Annotated in this window: 10 protein-coding genes and 1 pseudogene; 4 read left to right on the forward strand and 7 right to left on the reverse strand. The window is 70.4% G+C overall.

The features are described 5' to 3' along the window. Window positions 1–26: 26 nt before the first annotated feature. The 4 genes from QMF80_RS08305 (at window position 27) to QMF80_RS08320 (ending at window position 6,193) form a co-directional block, all read left to right on the forward strand. Window positions 27–3,092 carry a lantibiotic dehydratase gene (locus QMF80_RS08305; RefSeq protein WP_502962801.1) on the forward strand — a complete coding sequence of 1,022 codons (3,066 nt, stop codon included), beginning with the start codon at window positions 27–29 and terminating at the stop codon, window positions 3,090–3,092. Next, window positions 3,089–4,318, forward strand: coding sequence for a lanthionine synthetase C family protein (locus tag QMF80_RS08310; protein WP_283451060.1), 1,230 nt, complete (start codon window positions 3,089–3,091; stop codon window positions 4,316–4,318). The genes QMF80_RS08305 and QMF80_RS08310 overlap by 4 nt, the downstream gene beginning before the upstream one ends. Window positions 4,319–4,320: 2 nt before the next feature. Further along, a complete protein-coding gene (locus QMF80_RS08315; protein WP_349372192.1) occupies window positions 4,321–5,283 on the forward strand; it encodes a thiopeptide-type bacteriocin biosynthesis protein in 963 nt (320 codons plus the stop codon). A gap of 514 nt (window positions 5,284–5,797) precedes the next feature. Further along, window positions 5,798–6,193, forward strand: a complete 396-nt coding sequence (locus QMF80_RS08320; protein WP_283451064.1) for a hypothetical protein — start codon at window positions 5,798–5,800, stop codon at window positions 6,191–6,193. 16 nt (window positions 6,194–6,209) lie between these two features. On the opposite strand, the gene mobF is transcribed toward QMF80_RS08320, so the two are convergent. The 7 genes and pseudogenes from mobF to QMF80_RS08350 all read right to left on the reverse strand — a co-directional run bounded on the left by mobF (window position 6,210) and on the right by QMF80_RS08350 (window position 14,826). Then, complete coding sequence (gene mobF / locus QMF80_RS08325) at window positions 6,210–10,640, reverse strand: MobF family relaxase (RefSeq protein ID WP_283451066.1); 4,431 nt, start codon at window positions 10,638–10,640, stop codon at window positions 6,210–6,212. A gap of 831 nt (window positions 10,641–11,471) precedes the next feature. Next, the gene (locus QMF80_RS08330; RefSeq protein WP_283451067.1) at window positions 11,472–12,122 is read right to left on the reverse strand and encodes a hypothetical protein; all 651 of its coding nucleotides are present in this window, start codon (window positions 12,120–12,122) and stop codon (window positions 11,472–11,474) included. Window positions 12,123–12,166: 44 nt separating this feature from the next. Beyond that, on the reverse strand, window positions 12,167–12,445 hold the full coding sequence (locus tag QMF80_RS08335) for a DUF6211 family protein (RefSeq protein WP_283451069.1): 279 nt from the start codon (window positions 12,443–12,445) through the stop codon (window positions 12,167–12,169). 197 nt (window positions 12,446–12,642) lie between these two features. Then, the gene (locus QMF80_RS38250) at window positions 12,643–13,251 is read right to left on the reverse strand and encodes a DUF6349 family protein (RefSeq protein WP_502962802.1); all 609 of its coding nucleotides are present in this window, start codon (window positions 13,249–13,251) and stop codon (window positions 12,643–12,645) included. After that, a complete protein-coding gene (locus QMF80_RS08340) occupies window positions 13,248–13,646 on the reverse strand; it encodes a DUF6181 family protein (protein WP_283451070.1) in 399 nt (132 codons plus the stop codon). The genes QMF80_RS38250 and QMF80_RS08340 overlap by 4 nt, the downstream gene beginning before the upstream one ends. A gap of 235 nt (window positions 13,647–13,881) precedes the next feature. Next, window positions 13,882–14,115: pseudogene (locus tag QMF80_RS08345) on the reverse strand (DUF6197 family protein); the annotation flags it as partial. 60 nt (window positions 14,116–14,175) lie between these two features. Next, window positions 14,176–14,826: a hypothetical protein gene (locus QMF80_RS08350; RefSeq protein ID WP_283451072.1), complete on the reverse strand. Its 651-nt coding sequence runs from the start codon at window positions 14,824–14,826 to the stop codon at window positions 14,176–14,178. Window positions 14,827–14,840: the final 14 nt, after the last annotated feature.

Genomic DNA, 14,840 nt, shown 5'->3' on the forward strand with positions numbered 1-14,840 from the left:
CCCGCGCCGCCTCATGGAAGGGCCTCATGGCTTCCCGAGCAGCCGCCGGATACCAGTGGCAAGGCGTTGCGATGTTGCGCGCCACCACCAGCCCCGGGCCGGCAGACATCCCCCGTACCCTCGACCTGGACAACGTGGCCGTCACCCGCGGATGGCTGAACCGCATCTGGCAGCGCGAGGACTTCCGCAGCGCACTGGAGCTGGCCACCCCCGTCCTGTCCGACGCCATCGAGGCCGTCGTCCGGGGCCGGCAGACTGAGCCCCGTGACGTCCGCCGCACCGCGCTGTCGACGGTTTCCTATCTCCTGCGGTGGCAGCACCGGCCGACCCCGCTCGGCCTGTTCGCCGGCATCGCCCCGGTTTCCGTCGGGCCCCGGGCGAGTGCGCGGTGGCGCGACAAGCACCGCGCGATGATCCGGCCGGACGCCGAATGGGTCACCGACATGGTTCTCCGGCTCCAGCGCACCCCCGCGTTGCTGAAGCGGTTACCGCTCGTCGCCAACAACGCCGCCCGCGCCCGCGGTGACCGGCTCGTGGCGCCGGGCCCGCCCTCCGACGGTCACGCCGTCCTCTTGGCCCCGGTCGAGATATCCGTCCGCAACGCCCGGCCGGTGGCCGCCGCCATGGACGCGGCCCGCACCCCCATCCCTTACGGCGACCTCCACGGCCACCTGCGCGACCGCTTCCCGCAGGCCACACCGGAGAAGATCGACGCCCTTCTCACCAGCCTGGTCGAGCAGCAGTTCCTCATCACCAGCCTCTGGGCGCCCATGACCACCGTGGACGGCTTTCAGCACCTGTGCCGCGAACTGGACCGGCACCAGGCGGACGACGTCCCCGAGGTGCGGGACCTGGTCCACGCGCTGTACGCGCTGCGCGACGACGTGTCTGCCCACCAGCCGACCCTTTCCGACACCAGCGTGAGCGCCGTCGCCGCGCGGATGCGCGCCCTCACCACCGTCACCCCGACCCCGCTGCTCATTGACACCGCCCTCGACTGCGAGACCCAGCTCCCGCAGTCCGTGATCGCGGAAGTGCAAGCAGCCGTGTCGGCCCTCTACCGGACCACCCCGCAGCCCTACGGCTACCAGCACTGGCGCGACTACCACCGCCGCTTCCGGGCCCGGTACGGCGTCGGGGCCCTGGTGCCGGTGATGGACCTGGTTGCCGACAGCGGCCTTGGCCTGCCCGCCGGATACGTCGGCTCCGAACGTGGCGCCGCCCTGAAGGTGCGCACCGACCGCGATGAATTGCTGCTCGCGCTGATGCAGCAAGTCCTCCTGGACGGCCGCGATGAACTGCGGCTGACGGACGACATGGTCGACGCCTTGGAGAAGGCCGCCGGAGAGGACGAGCGGCTGTTCGTACCCCGGGTGGAGGCCGCCTTCGAAGTCCACTCACCCAGCACCCGGGCACTATCCAGCGGCACCTTCGATGTCCTCCTCACCGCAGTCCCCCGCCCCGGCAGCAGCATGGCCGGCCGGTTCGCCCACGTCCTGCCGCCCGAGCATCAGGACGCGCTCGCCGCCACGTACCACGGGGCGCCGGACGCCCTCACGGCACAGCTCGTGTTCCCGCCGCGCCGCCACCGCAACGAGAACGTCACCCGTACGCCGCGGCTGCTGCCGCACGTCATCGAGCTGTCCGGCCACCAAGAGACGGACGAGACGACGATCCCTCTCGCTGACATCGCCGTCACCGCGGACCCGCGCAGCTTCCACCTCGTGCAACTCTCCACCGGCCGGCGCATCGACGTGCGGGTTCTGCACGCCCTGGAAGGCGGGACACAGACACCACCACTGGCCCGGTTCCTCGCCGAAGTGGCCAACGGGCGGTACGCCGCCTACAAGCCGTTCGACTTCGGCGCCGGCGCTCGGCTCCCGTTCCTCCCGCGCGTGCGCTACCGCCGCACCATCCTCACGCAGGCCCGATGGCTGCTGATGGCCGCCGACCTGCCCGGCCGCAAAGCCTCGACCGAGGAGTGGGAGAACGCCTTCACCGCCTGGCGGGACCGGCTGCGGGCCCCCATGCAGGTCGCCATCATCGAGTACGACCAGCGCCTCCCTCTCGACCTAACCCACCCAGTCCACCGCCGGGCCCTACGCGCCCACCTCGACAACGCCCGGCGCCTGGAGCTGCGCGAGGTACCGGACGGAGACGCCCACGGCTGGATCGGACGGGCACACGAGATCTGGCTTTCTCTGCGCCGGTTGGAGCCGGACACCGCCGATGTTCCCCGCCCACGCCCCGCCGCCCCGGTAGTCCCCGGGCGGCACCTTCCGGGCGCCGGTGACGTCCTGCTCGCGCAGCTCCACGCCCACCCGCGCCGCTACGACGAGATCCTGAGCCGCCACCTGCCCAGCCTCCTCGCCGCGTTCGGCGACACCCCGCCGGTCTGGTGGTTCACCCGGCACCGGGAGATGGCCCGCCCGGACGCCGACCAGCACCTCGACCTCACGCTGCACCTGCCGCCGGACGCATACGGGGCCGCCGCCCAACACGTTCGTACCTGGGCGGACAACCTGCACGGGACCGGTCTGGCGGCCGGGCTCGTCCTGGCTCCCTACCAGCCGCAGACCGGGCGCTTCGGCAGCGAGGCAGCCATGGACGCCGCGCACCAGGTGTTCGCCGCAGACTCCGCCGCCGCCCTCGCGCAGATCCAGCTCACCGAGCGCACTGACGCCTTCGCCCCGCAGGCCCTCGCCGCGGCCAGCGCCCTGCACCTCGTCACCCCCCTGGCGCCGAACAACGCGGCGGCCGAGGAGTGGTTGGTGCGCAAACTCCCCCAGAGCACGGGGCGACTGAACCGGGCCCTGCGTACCCAGGTGCTCGAACTCGCCGCGCCGAACGGCGCCTCCGCGCTCGCGGCCCTCCCCGGCGGCCCTGCGGTCGCTGAAGCATGGTGGGCCCGCGCCGCCGCCGTGGACACCTACCGGAACGCCTTGACCGGCCAGCGTGATCCCCTTGGCGTCGCCCGGTCTCTCCTGCACCAGCACCACGTCCGGGCCCTGGGCGTCGACCCGCGCGCCGAGGAGACCACGATCCGGCTCGTACGAACCGCGGCCCTCCAGCACAGGATGGCCGCCCGATGACCGCGCCGGCCGCCACCACCGCGACGATCCTGGAGCAGTACACCGCCCACCTCGCACAACCCGCTCCGCCGCCCCCGGACAAGCCTTGGGCGGTGCAGTCCCTCGCCGACGGCGCCGCCGGAATCAGCCTGCTGCACATCGAAATGGCCAGCCGTCACGGCGGCTCCTGGCGCCCCGCCCACCGATGGATCACCGCCGCAGCGGCCGGGCACATCAGCGCGGCCGACACCGCCGGACTCTTCCTCGGCGCCCCGGCCCTCGGCTTCGTCCTCACCACCGTCCCGCCGTCCTTCCAGCACCTGTACGAACCGGCGCACCGGACCCTGCACCAGCACATCACCGACCTGACCCACCGCCGCGTGGACGCCGCTCTTACCCGCATCCGCAAGGGCGACCTGCCCACGTTCGCCGAGTACGACCTGTTCTACGGCCTCACCGGCATCGGGGCGTACCTCCTGCGGACCGATCCCGAAGGGCTTCCCCTGGAACGGGTCCTGAAGTACCTCGTTGCCCTGACCCGCCCCCTTGTCCCCGACGGCCGCGGCCTGCCGGGCTGGTGGGTCCGCCACGACCCGGCCCGTGGCGAGTCCCCCCACTTCCCGGGCGGCCACGGCAACTTCGGTGCAGCCCACGGCATCACCGGTCCGCTCCTCTTGCTGGCCCAGGCCATGCGCCGCGGCATCGCCGTCAGCGGCCACCGCGAGGCCATCTGGAGCATCTGCGAACACCTTGACGCCTGGTGCCAGCTCAGTCCCTCCGGTCCCTGGTGGCCCGAGCACATCTCGCGCCGCGATCTCGACCTCGGGCGCCCGCACCACGACGCTCCCACCCGGCCGAGCTGGTGCTACGGAAGCACAGGCATCGCACGGGCCGGGCAACTCGCCGGGCTCGTCTTGCGTGCCCCCGACGTCCAGGCGTTCTACGAGGACGCCCTGTACCGCGCCCTGACCGACCCCGAACAGCTCGCCCACGTCACCGACTCGGGTCTGTGCCACGGCTGGGCAGGCATCTACCAGACCGCAACCCGCGCCGCTGCCGATGCCCGCGACCCCCGCCTTCAGGCCCTCCCGAAGCGCCTCGGCGACACCCTCGCAGCGAACGCCCAGCCGGACCTTCCCGAGTCCGGCCTGATCAACGGCGCCGCCGGTACCGCGCTCGCCCTCACTACCTACGCCTCACAGCAGGCCCCGATCTCCGGATGGGACGCATGTCTCTTGATCAACTGATCTTGACGGAGCCGACCGCGATCCAGCGCGCGGTCTCCGCTGCCCTCACCGGCCTGCCGATCCCCGAGGTCGCAGCCCAGTACGCGATGGAACCGACGATCCTGTCCGACGCCGTGGCGGTCTACGACCAAGCCGGCCGGGAGGCCCTGGCCCGCCACGCCGCCGCCACCGACTGGTGGCAGGTGTACCTCCACTTCACCGACTGGACGAACGCCGACACCACATTCACCACGCACGTGCTCCCCGTGCTTCGGGAAGCAGAGGCCACAGGGCTCATGGGCGGCTGGTGGTACACCCGCAAGCACCCGTGCTGGCGCTTGCGCCTCCGTCTACAGCCCGAGGCCGGAACCAAACTGACCCTGGGCGACGGCTTCGACCGTCTCGTCTCCGACGGGCATCTGCAACGGTGGTGGCCCGGGATCTACGAGCCTGAGACCGCAGCTTTCGGGGGCGCGGTCAGCATGACGGCCGCGCACGCGCTGTTCGTCACCGACAGCCGAGAGGCGCAGCAACTAAGGCAGCGCGGGGACCTTGCCGTGGGACCGCGCGAGCTGTCCGTTCTCCTCTGCACGATCATGATGCGCGCCGCGGGCCTGGAGTGGTACGAGCAAGGGGACGTGTGGCACCGCGTCATCACGGAAGAGCACCGATCGGCCGTCAGCGACGTCCCGGCAGACCGGCTCGACGGCCGTGCACAGGAGATCCGCCCGCTGCTCTTCGCCGACAGTGATGTCCTGCTGCGCCCCGGCGGGCTGTTGGAGCCCGTCGCCGAGTGGGCTGCCGCCTTCCGCAGCACGGGGCAGGAACTCCGCCGTGCCGTACAGGACGGGACGCTCGACCGCGGGCTGCGGCAGGTGCTCAGCTACCACGTGATCTTCCACTGGAACCGGCTCGGCCTGTCCATGCGCGGGCAGAGCATCCTCGCCTGGGCAGCCAGGGCAGCCATCCTGCACGGGGAGAGATAAGGGTCATGACGACGCTCATCCTCGGCGGCAGTGGCTTCCTGGGGATGGATTGCTCAGGCAGGTGAGAGCGGCCGGGCAGCACCCGGCCGCCCCGCGTTGACATCTGAAACCGTGTGCCGGCCGGACCTACTACTACGACGCTAACGCCCCCTGGCCATCGGACTAGGACGTACGAGAGAGGGCATGCCATGACCACCCCTTCGCAGCCGAGACGATGGGTGAGCCTCGGTTTGGTGTTCGGGGGCCACACCCCGGTCTACTCGATCCCGCAGCCCGCTTCCGTCTCGCGTGCCCCCGTGCCGCCCGTCGGTGAACCCGCTGAAGAGGACGCCGAGCAGCTGATGCATGAAGCGCGCTACAGGCCGAAGGTGCCCTACCCCGGCGCACGCTCGATGCCTTGGGACAGCGAGTGCATCGACTGCGGGGCACGTCGCAGACCCTCGCTTCAGGATGTCGAGCGCGGTGTTCGGTGCAAGCACATCCGGCGGAGGTCCGGCACATGAGGCGAGCACCCGTGACCGCGCAGAGCGCGGTGTTCCAGTGCAAGTTGTGCCCGAACAAGGGGACAGACCGGGAGATCCGAGGTGTCGGCGCGCGGATGGCTGCGTATCGGGTGTGCAGCTCGTGTGACTTCTGGCTGATGTGTCTGGGGTACGCGATGCTCGGCGACCAAGACCCGGACGGCCGGCGGGCCCTTCGGATCGACGGCGTCCATTACCTGTCGTGGACCGAGGAGCAGGGGTTTCCGCCGGAGATCGGCTACGTAGGGGACGGGGAGTCCCACTACGTCCTGCTCGACGACCCGAAAGGCACCGTGCACGTAACGCGCCGCCTCTGGCTCATGGGCACCATCCCGGATGCGTTCCGCGACCGGATGCCGGACAACGCGGTGTTCGCTCCACCAGCCTAGGAAGGTAGGGCCCTTCTTACACGGGTGGGGCGTCGTGAGCGCTGTCCGGCGACGCGGGCTGTGTGTGGTCCACCGCGGTTCGGTTGGCGTACGGGGAGTCGGGCTTCGGAGATGAGGGCGCTGCGGACTCATCGGCATCGACGTGCTGACGTCCGTGCTGGGCTCGCAGACTCGTCTCCTTCTGGAGACCGGACACGCGGTGGTCTGCGCCGTGAGCAGTGCTGCGGGCCTTGATGGCCTCGGCCCGGAGCTGCTTGGCTGCCTCGTTGTCCTTGGCCTTGGCCCGCCGAAGCAGCGCGGCCTTCTCCTGCTGTGGCATGTCCGCTTCCGTCAGCACAGCTTCGTGCTCGTTGACGGGTCCGGCCTGCCGGGTAACTTCCTGGAGCCGCGTGTCCATCTGCTCCAGCTCCTGGACGGTCTCCTCACGGGTACGAAGGAGTGCTTCCCGGTCCGCCTCGACCGCAGCACGCTCGTCACCGCGGAGTGCCGCCCGCCCGAAACGGCCCGTCGCGGCCAGCTGCTGTTCAAGACCTTCGATACGGGCCTCGGTGCCGTTCAGTTGAGCGGTGCGTTCCGCGATGGTGCCGTCCAGCAACCGGACTTCGCGGATGGCCACGGCCCGTTGGGCAACGTCCTGATGACGGCGTTGGAGCGCGAGTGAATTGGGGCCTGCACCGGCAGCGGCCTCCTGTTCGGCACGATCGGCAGCGGCTTCCGTCTTGTCGGCCGCCCTCGTTGTGGCGCGGGCAGCGATGGCGGCCTTGCGCACGGCGTCACGCAGAGCCGAGCTACTGAGGTGAGCGTATGGACGGTCAGCCGTCGGCGCGGGTCCCGAAGGTGTGGCCGGCGCCATGGTCGGCTCGGCGTTCGCCGGTCCGGGGCGGTCCTCGTGCTCCGGAGCCTCTTCGGGAGTGTCTGCGTCGTGGTGCTCGTCGGCGCCAGGGGCGCGCGGGATCGGGAGATCCGCTACGGCCTGGCGGACGTGGGCAGGGACCGCGTTCTTCGGGAGTTCGGTGAGGATCATGCGTTCCTCGGTGCCGCTCTCGATCTCGCGGATGAGGCCCGCGACGGCGCGGTCAAGCTGTTCCTGGTCGGTGAGTGCGTCGCCGTGGCGGGCGCGGTCGGCGTCGGTCTCGTAGACGGAGAGCGGCAGGAAGAGGTGGGACTCCTTCTTGTCGCGGCTCATCATCGTGTAGAGGGCGTTCGCCTGAGCGCCGGGTCCGTAGACCAGAGCCTCTTGGACGGTGAGGCCCTGCGACTTGTGGCCGGTGATCGCGTATCCGAGGCTGAGTCCGCCCTGCGCGATGTAGTCGGCGTCAACCCATTCGGCAACGTCCCGGTGGCCGTCGGCGGTCTTCTCGCGCCACTCGACCAGCACCCGGCGTTCCTCGTCCACGGCGCGCACGATTCCGCGGTAGCCGTTCAGGACGTCTTCGCTCGCGCCTCGGCTCTTCTTCCCCCGGTAGTCGTTGATCCGAAGGAGGACCTGGTCACCGACGGACAGGGTCAGCTCGCCGCCGCCGGGCAGCGCGTAGACGTGCTCGGGATCGGTGAGGTCGCCGTTCTCCTTCCGCAGGGCGCGGGCCCCGACGTTCAGTTCCTCCACGATCTCGTTGGTCGCGGCGAGCATGAGGAGCTGCTGCACGGCGGTGTGGTCGTCGGTGTGCGCGGCGCGCTTGTCGGCCCAGATAGTGAGCATCGCCGCGAGGGTGGCGTCCTTGTCCGCGAGGGCGTGCACGCGGCCGGTTCCGGCGAAGGTACGGAGGGCTTCCACGCGGTTGTCGTCGCGCCACAGCTCCAGGGCCCGGCGTTCGACTATGTCCTTCTGGCGGAAGTTTTGGCTGAGGGTGAGTCCGCCGACGATGTGGTGCACGGCGGCGAAGCTGCCGCCGATGCCAGGCGAGTGGAGCTGCTTGGGGTCACCGATGCCGACGATCTTCGTCCCGGTTTCCGCGGCGTGGGTGAGGAGTTCGGCGATATCGCGGTCATCGCACATCGCGGCCTCGTCCACCACCAACACGTCCACGCCGGTGAGGCCGGTGCCGCCGTTGCGGATGCCGGTGAGCCAGGATGCGAGGGTGCGGGACTCGATGCCCGCCTCGGCCTTCAGGTTCGCGGCGGCGACGGCGGCTGTACTCGCGCCGGCGATGACGAGACCGTGGGCCTCCCACGCCTGCCGGGCGGTGTCCATGATCGTGGTCTTGCCCGATCCCGCGATGCCCACCACGGCGTCGATTCCGTGCCCGGCCGTAAGTAGCCGTTCGAGGACAGCACGCTGTTCGTCGGAGAACGCGAAGGTGCCACCGTGCTGGGCCTCGACGGTGGACAAGGTCATGTCGACCGTGTCGTTGCTGACGACGGCGGCCTGAGTGCCGAGCCGGTTCGTTGCCTCGGAGACGATCAGAGCTTCCGCCGCCACGACATCCGCCGTGGTGTACCGGTCGGCGTGCGTGAAGTGCTGGGCACCCTTCGGGTTGAGCTGGACCGCGTACCCGGCGTGACGGAGGACGGATGTGGTGAGTTGTTCGGCTTCCTCGGCGTGCGCGACTCCATACGGGAGGGCGTCCAGCACGGCGGCGATGGCAGCGGCGTGGGTGAACTCCTTAGAGTGGCTGGTCAGGCCGGTCTTCGGGTCGAAGACCTGGGCGCACAGCTCGTCCAGCCCCGGGTTCTGGTCTGCTCGGTCCTGTTCCATCGCGCTGGCGGCGATGGCGTCAGGGTCGTCACCAGCAGCGCGGCCCTCGGCCTGCCAGTAGGAGCGCAGCACGTCGTCCTCGACTCCGGCGGCTTCGCCGTTCTTCGCGGCCTTGGACGCGGTGGAGGCGGCGGTGCGCTCCCGGGTTGTGGCGCTGTCGTAGTCGATGCCGAGTTTCGTCAGCAGGTCCCGGACCTGGCTGTCGCGCTTGCTGAAGAGCTTGATGGTGGACTCGGGGATCGCTGCGATCTCCCACGCGCCGGTCCGCTCCTCTCGGCGGAAGCTGATGCCGAACGTGTCGGTCAGCTCGCGGCGGATGCGGGCGTTCATGAGGGACTGGGTCGCGCGGGTGTGCCGGTGGAGGTCGCGGCCCCCGCTGGCCATCGTGGACCACTTGCCGTCGTTGCCCTTGACCATGTTGGCGAGGGTGAAGTGGAGGTGGAAGTGAGGGTCTCCGTACGGGGCGCCGTCCACAGGGCGGGCGGCGCGGTGGACCATCATCCAGCCGGAGAACCCGCTCGTCTTCACGGTCTCGGCTTCGTCGCCGTCGCCGTGGTGGCCGCGCATGGCGTACGCGGTCCACCGTTCCAGGGCGCCGATGGACTCCCGGCCGGCGGCCGTGTAGATGCCCTCGACCTGGGCGGCAATCTCCTCGGGCGCGTAGGCGAGGAACGCGGACTTCGACTTCGCCAAGTCCAAGGTGACGTCGGCACCGAAGTTGCCGACCTGCACGCGGCCTTCGAGGAGAGCTGCCTCGATCTCCTCGGCGTCCCATACGTCCTCGGGCGAGAGTCCCGCTGCCTTGGCCATCGCGACGGCTTCACGCACGTCCATCGGTAGGTCCCGAAGACGACGTGCACCTTCGCCCTCAGTCTGGACGTACCGGCGCTTCATGGACGCGGCGGCGAACAGGTCGGCGGGCTGCTGTCCGGTCTCGGTGGCGCGGACCTCGACCGCGCGCAGGAGCGCACGGGCGTCCAGGTGGCCGCCCGCCTCTGCGGCCACGGCCTTCTCCACCAGGTCCTCGCCGTAGAGGTCGACGGCGTCGATGCCGACGGCGTCGGCGAGCTTCAGCACCGTCGAGACGGGGACGCGGTGCGACTCCCCGAACCGCTTGAGCTGGCTCTCCATCCGGCGGAAGGCGTCCTGCTTGCGCTTGGAGTCCAGCAGCGAGGCGGGGTTCACGCTGCGTTCGGCGGCGGCGCGGCGGATGGCGCGGACCAGTGGGGCGGCGGGGAGCTTGGCGGCCGGCGCGATGGCCAGCTTGGGTTCCACGAGGGTCTGCCCGGCCCGAGGGTCTTCGCCGTGCATGAGGCGCCGGGCGGCCGGGAACTGCTCGGGGGCGAGGACGCTGCCGGGGGTGATGTCGAACTCGGTGAGACCGTTTCCGATCCAGACCAGGGGGCGTTCGCTGGCGTCCAGGTGGTAGTCCACCTGTCCGTCGGCGGGCCGTGGAGGAAGGGCCTGTTCGCCGTAGAGATCGCGGGCGTCGAGCCCGGCTGCGGCGGCGACTTCGACGGCGTCGAACCCGGTGAACCGCGCCGTGCCCTTGCTGCGGAGGAGTCCGCGGGCGCGGAAGAAGGCGCGCTTGGCCTCGCGGTTGGCGAGCAGGGAGGCGACGGGGGCACCAGCGGCTTCGGCCTTGGCCTCGATGGCGGCGACGAGAGGGGCAGCGTCGACCGCTACGGACTTCCCGCATCCGTGGCCGCCGGTAAGGCGGTACTCAACCTGCTCGTCGGACGGGCCGATCATGGTCACCCATCCCACCGGCCCGCTCACCCCCCGCTCTCATCCGGTCAGATTCGGTCGTCTTGGCTGATTGTATCGTCACGAAGTGACGATACCTTGGTCCTCTAAATTCAAGATCATGATCAACGAGAGGGGATCTCGGGCACTCGGATCAGCCTCGTTCCTCCTGCGGATCAGGCTCCTGGAGCCTGATGTCCTGTTGGACTGTTACCTCTGCGGGAGGTGCGCGGGATGGAGTGCCGTACGCGCTGAGGCGGTACGGCGATCCGACGTCGCTGCGGTACCTACGCGCCGCTGAGTCGTTGGTCCGCGCATGGAGCACATCCCGAGTCCGGCGGCTCCTCGCCCGTTCGCCGAGTTGTCGGCCCCGTACTGGATGGCCTCGGACTCCCCGGCGTACGGGCTCGACGCAGAGGGCCGGTTCGAGCCGGGACGTGAGACTCCGCCCCACTCCCGGGCGATCGGCCGGAGGGCGGATCGGGCTCCGGACCGGCGGAGGTCTCGTAGCCGCTGATCCGTCGCCCTGCTGTCGGGTCGAGCGGTCTTGGTTGGGCCCTGCCCGACCCGTCAGCACCTGGTGACATGACGAAGGTCCCCGCTCCGACGTGGAGCGGGGACCTTCGCGTGTTCGCCGTGTGGTCTCTCGGCGGACAGCTATGCAGTCAGGGGCCAATCGCCGAACGGCACCGGTGCCTGACCTTGTGCTTCGCGCACGGCTTCCTCCGTACCGCACGTGGTGCAGATGGGAACCTCGCGGTCGGCGGTCAGCCGGGAACGTGCGGGCCGTTCACCGAGCGGGCCGCCGCAGCGCGGACAGCGGGTGTCGGGCACGGGTCACTCCTCGGGGTTCTCGCGGGCGGACTTGAGGATCAGATTCCAGGTCGGGCGTGAGTAGGTCTTCTCCGTCTGCTTCTGGAGTTCGGGGATCAGTTCGGCGTTCTTCGCGCCGGGGTTCGCCGCGATGGCCTGCCGAGCGAGGGTCAGCCGCTCGTCGCCCTGGTAGGGGTAGGCCAGTCCGCGGCGACCGGTGGGCCGTCCGCCGGCGTGGCCGCGGCCCTTGCGGTCCGCGAGGTACTGCCACAGCCTCCAGCGCTTCCACTTCGGGCGGCGCCGGGTCGGAAGCTCGTCCCAGTCGTCCGGTGCCGGCCACCCCTCGGGCGGGTTCTTGACGTAGTGGGAGACGGTGGTCGAGTCGGCGAAACCGCAGACCTTCGCGGCTTCGGCCGGGCCGACCATCTCTTCGGGGTCGCCGTCGAGCTTCGGCGGGTTGGTGGTGCTGGCTGCGGCGCGCTGCCGCTGAACCTCGTGGTGCCACGTCGCCCATTCGTCGCCGTCCCAGTGCATGACGCCGTCAATGGTCTTCGCGGGCGGGTGCCCGTTGTTCTCCCGGTCAGTCCAGAGGTTTTGAAGCGTGGGTTCGCTGATGCCGTGGACCTTGCGCAGGTCTGCGCGTGAGTAGAGCGTGCGGCCGGTCTTGGGGGACACGGTCGTCTCCTGTTCATGGTCGGGGTCGTGACCGCTCGGCGCGGTCATTGGATCTCGTCCGGGTCCGGGGCCGGCGTCCACGTACGGCTGCCCGCCGGTTCGAGCCGGGTGAGGGTGGCTATGTCGGCCAGGGGGACGGCGGCGGCCCAGTCGGCGCGGCCGGGGTGGTCGACGGGCAGGTTGAGCACGAGGTGGCGGCCGGTCGGGGGGAAGTCCTCGACGATAACGAAGCTGTCGGTGGGATCAGCGCCGATGCTGTTACCCCTCGTGAGCTGGGCGATGTCGCCGGGCTCGGGACAGTCGGGGTGCCGGTCACATAGCATGGTGTGGTCTTTCTGGTGAGAGACACTGACGGCCAGCGCCTTGTTGCCCTTGTGCGCTGGCCGTCGTCTGTTGTCTGGGTGCGTGGCGTCCTGTGGAACGCGCGGCCGGTCGGAGGTTGCCCGCTCCGCTGACGGCGAAGTAATTAAACCACCTTTAGGTTGAGTGGGTGGGGCCCTGATCCGAAGGACGGCGGGCATCAGAAGAGGGCGTCCTGATCTGCGGAGCGTCGGGCCCGGTCGCGCGGTGGCCGGGTGATGCGGAGTTCGTAGCGGGGGCGTCCGGCGTGTGGCGGAAGGTGGGCTTCGCGGCGGTACCGCCTCCAGGCCACGACGGGGGCGCCCTGGCTCACCCATCCCGCCGGGTACGGGGCAGTGAGCTGAGCCCAGCGGCTTCGGCTCCGCGGAACGGCCCATCTGTCCTCGACCGCGGTGATCGGAGGCAGTGTCCGCCAGCCGGGGAACGCGTGGTCGTGGGCGTCCTCCACGGCCTCGTTGTCACCGTCCCCGAACCCGTCTCCGCAATGGACGGGGCCTTCCCACTCGCACGCGAGACACCCGCCCCGAAATTCCTGCCCGTCTCCCCGGCGGCCGGTCGGCCGGCTGCGGGAGAGAAGGGTTGGGGTGTGGTGTGCGGGCGGGTCCAGGTCGTGGCCGATGTCGCAGTACGCGCCGCCGGGGTGTCCGGGCTGGATGTGCCACACCTGTTCCGCGCTCTCGGGGCGGTGACGCGTCCGTGCATTGCGCACCCGCCAGTAGTACGTCTGCCGTGCCCGTGCTCCAGTCGGCTCGGCGGCGGGAACGGTCACGACTTCCTGCTTCCGGCGGCGAGCACTTCGCGGAGTGGGTCAGCGAGCATGGCCTGTTCGTCGGGGGCATCGAGGAACCGCGGCCCGTACGCACGGCGCACGGCACGGCGGGCATCCTGGTGGCGGTCGAGTTCCGGGTAGTACGGCGATCGGTCGAGCACGTCATAGCCGTGCTGGGTGAGCACATCGGCGATGAGCGACCGGACCTGTACCGGGTCAAGGGCGGTGAGGTCGTTTTCCCCCGGGGCCGCGAGGAGGACGCGGATCAACTCGGTTGCGCTGAGCCGGGGGTGGAGGGGGACGCTGAGCCGGTGGACACCGTCCCGGCTGGGGGTGGCGGCTCCTCGGCGGGTCGGCGTCCTGGTGGTGCTGCGGGAAGCTGTCGTCTCGTCCATCGTGCTGGCCTTCGATGACTCGGGATGCTGGCGGGGGTCTGTCAGAACAGGGCGTGTTCGGCGCGGGCGGCGGCGGTGCGGAACGCGTGGGCGGCGTCGGCGGCGGTGCGGCCGGGATCGGCGCTCCACCGGTCGATGGCCTCGCGGTGCCGGGCGTTGGCGGTTGCGGGATATCGGCGTCGACAGGGTGACCGGTGAGGGTTTCCGCGAGGATGCCGAACGCCTGGTCGCGGGCGCGGTTGATGCGGTCCCAGTCGTACGTTCGGCCGGCGGCTCCTCGCCCGTGGCCGGCGGCGACTTGGAGGGCGCCGCGCGGCCAGCACGGCAGGGTGGCCGTACGGCCGGGACCGGCGAACAGGTGCGGGCCCTGGTGGATGCCGACGTGTTCGATGTGGCGGGCGGCCCATTCCAGGATCGCGGCCGGGGTGTCCACGATGACGATGCTTTCGGGGGTGTGACGGATCGGCACGGCGGTGTCCTTCGGGAGGGCGGGGGCGGCGGCGCACCGCCGCCGCCCCCGGTGGCGCTGCTACTGGTAGGCGGGGATCAACCGGCGGACCTTGTCCTCTCCGATGCACCCGCCCTTGTGACGGCGCGCGCTCGGCGGCTCTCCGTTGCGCCCGCGCAAGTGGCTCCAGAACTTCGGGCCTTCCCAGTCACACAATTCGCAGCTGAGGTACCAGTGGTTATCGCTGCCGGGGAACCCGGTGAGGACTGCCCGCCAGTGGTGGGCCCGGAGCCCTGCGAACGCGATCAGCGCGCCCTCGATGTTGCGATCATTGACCGGCATCCGAGGGTGCAGGAGAGACACCGGCCCGCACAGCGGAGTGGGGGCCTCGGCGAGCACCTGGTCCAGGGGGACTGCGCCGATCCGACCGGCGGCGTACTGCTCGGCGAGATGGGCGGCGGCCATCTCGGTGCCCGGTGTTCCCTTCGGCGGGCGACGGAGATTGTGTTCACCCGCGGTGGTGAGGACGAGCCAGTCACGGTGCCACCGGTAGGCGCGGCCGATGACCTGGTCTTCGCCAACGATCACGGGGTAGCGGCATTGGATGTCGGGGGCGCCGACGCGGTACGCCGGGACGGTGGTGGTGCCCTGGGTCGCGGGGACGATGAACCTGCCCCCTGCGGTGTCGGGGACGGTGACGGTCGTGGGTCGTTCGAGGAGTTGCGTGGTCATGGTGGTGCCCTGTT

Source organism: Streptomyces sp. G-G2 (assembly GCF_030063135.1).
Taxonomy (GTDB): domain Bacteria; phylum Actinomycetota; class Actinomycetes; order Streptomycetales; family Streptomycetaceae; genus Streptomyces.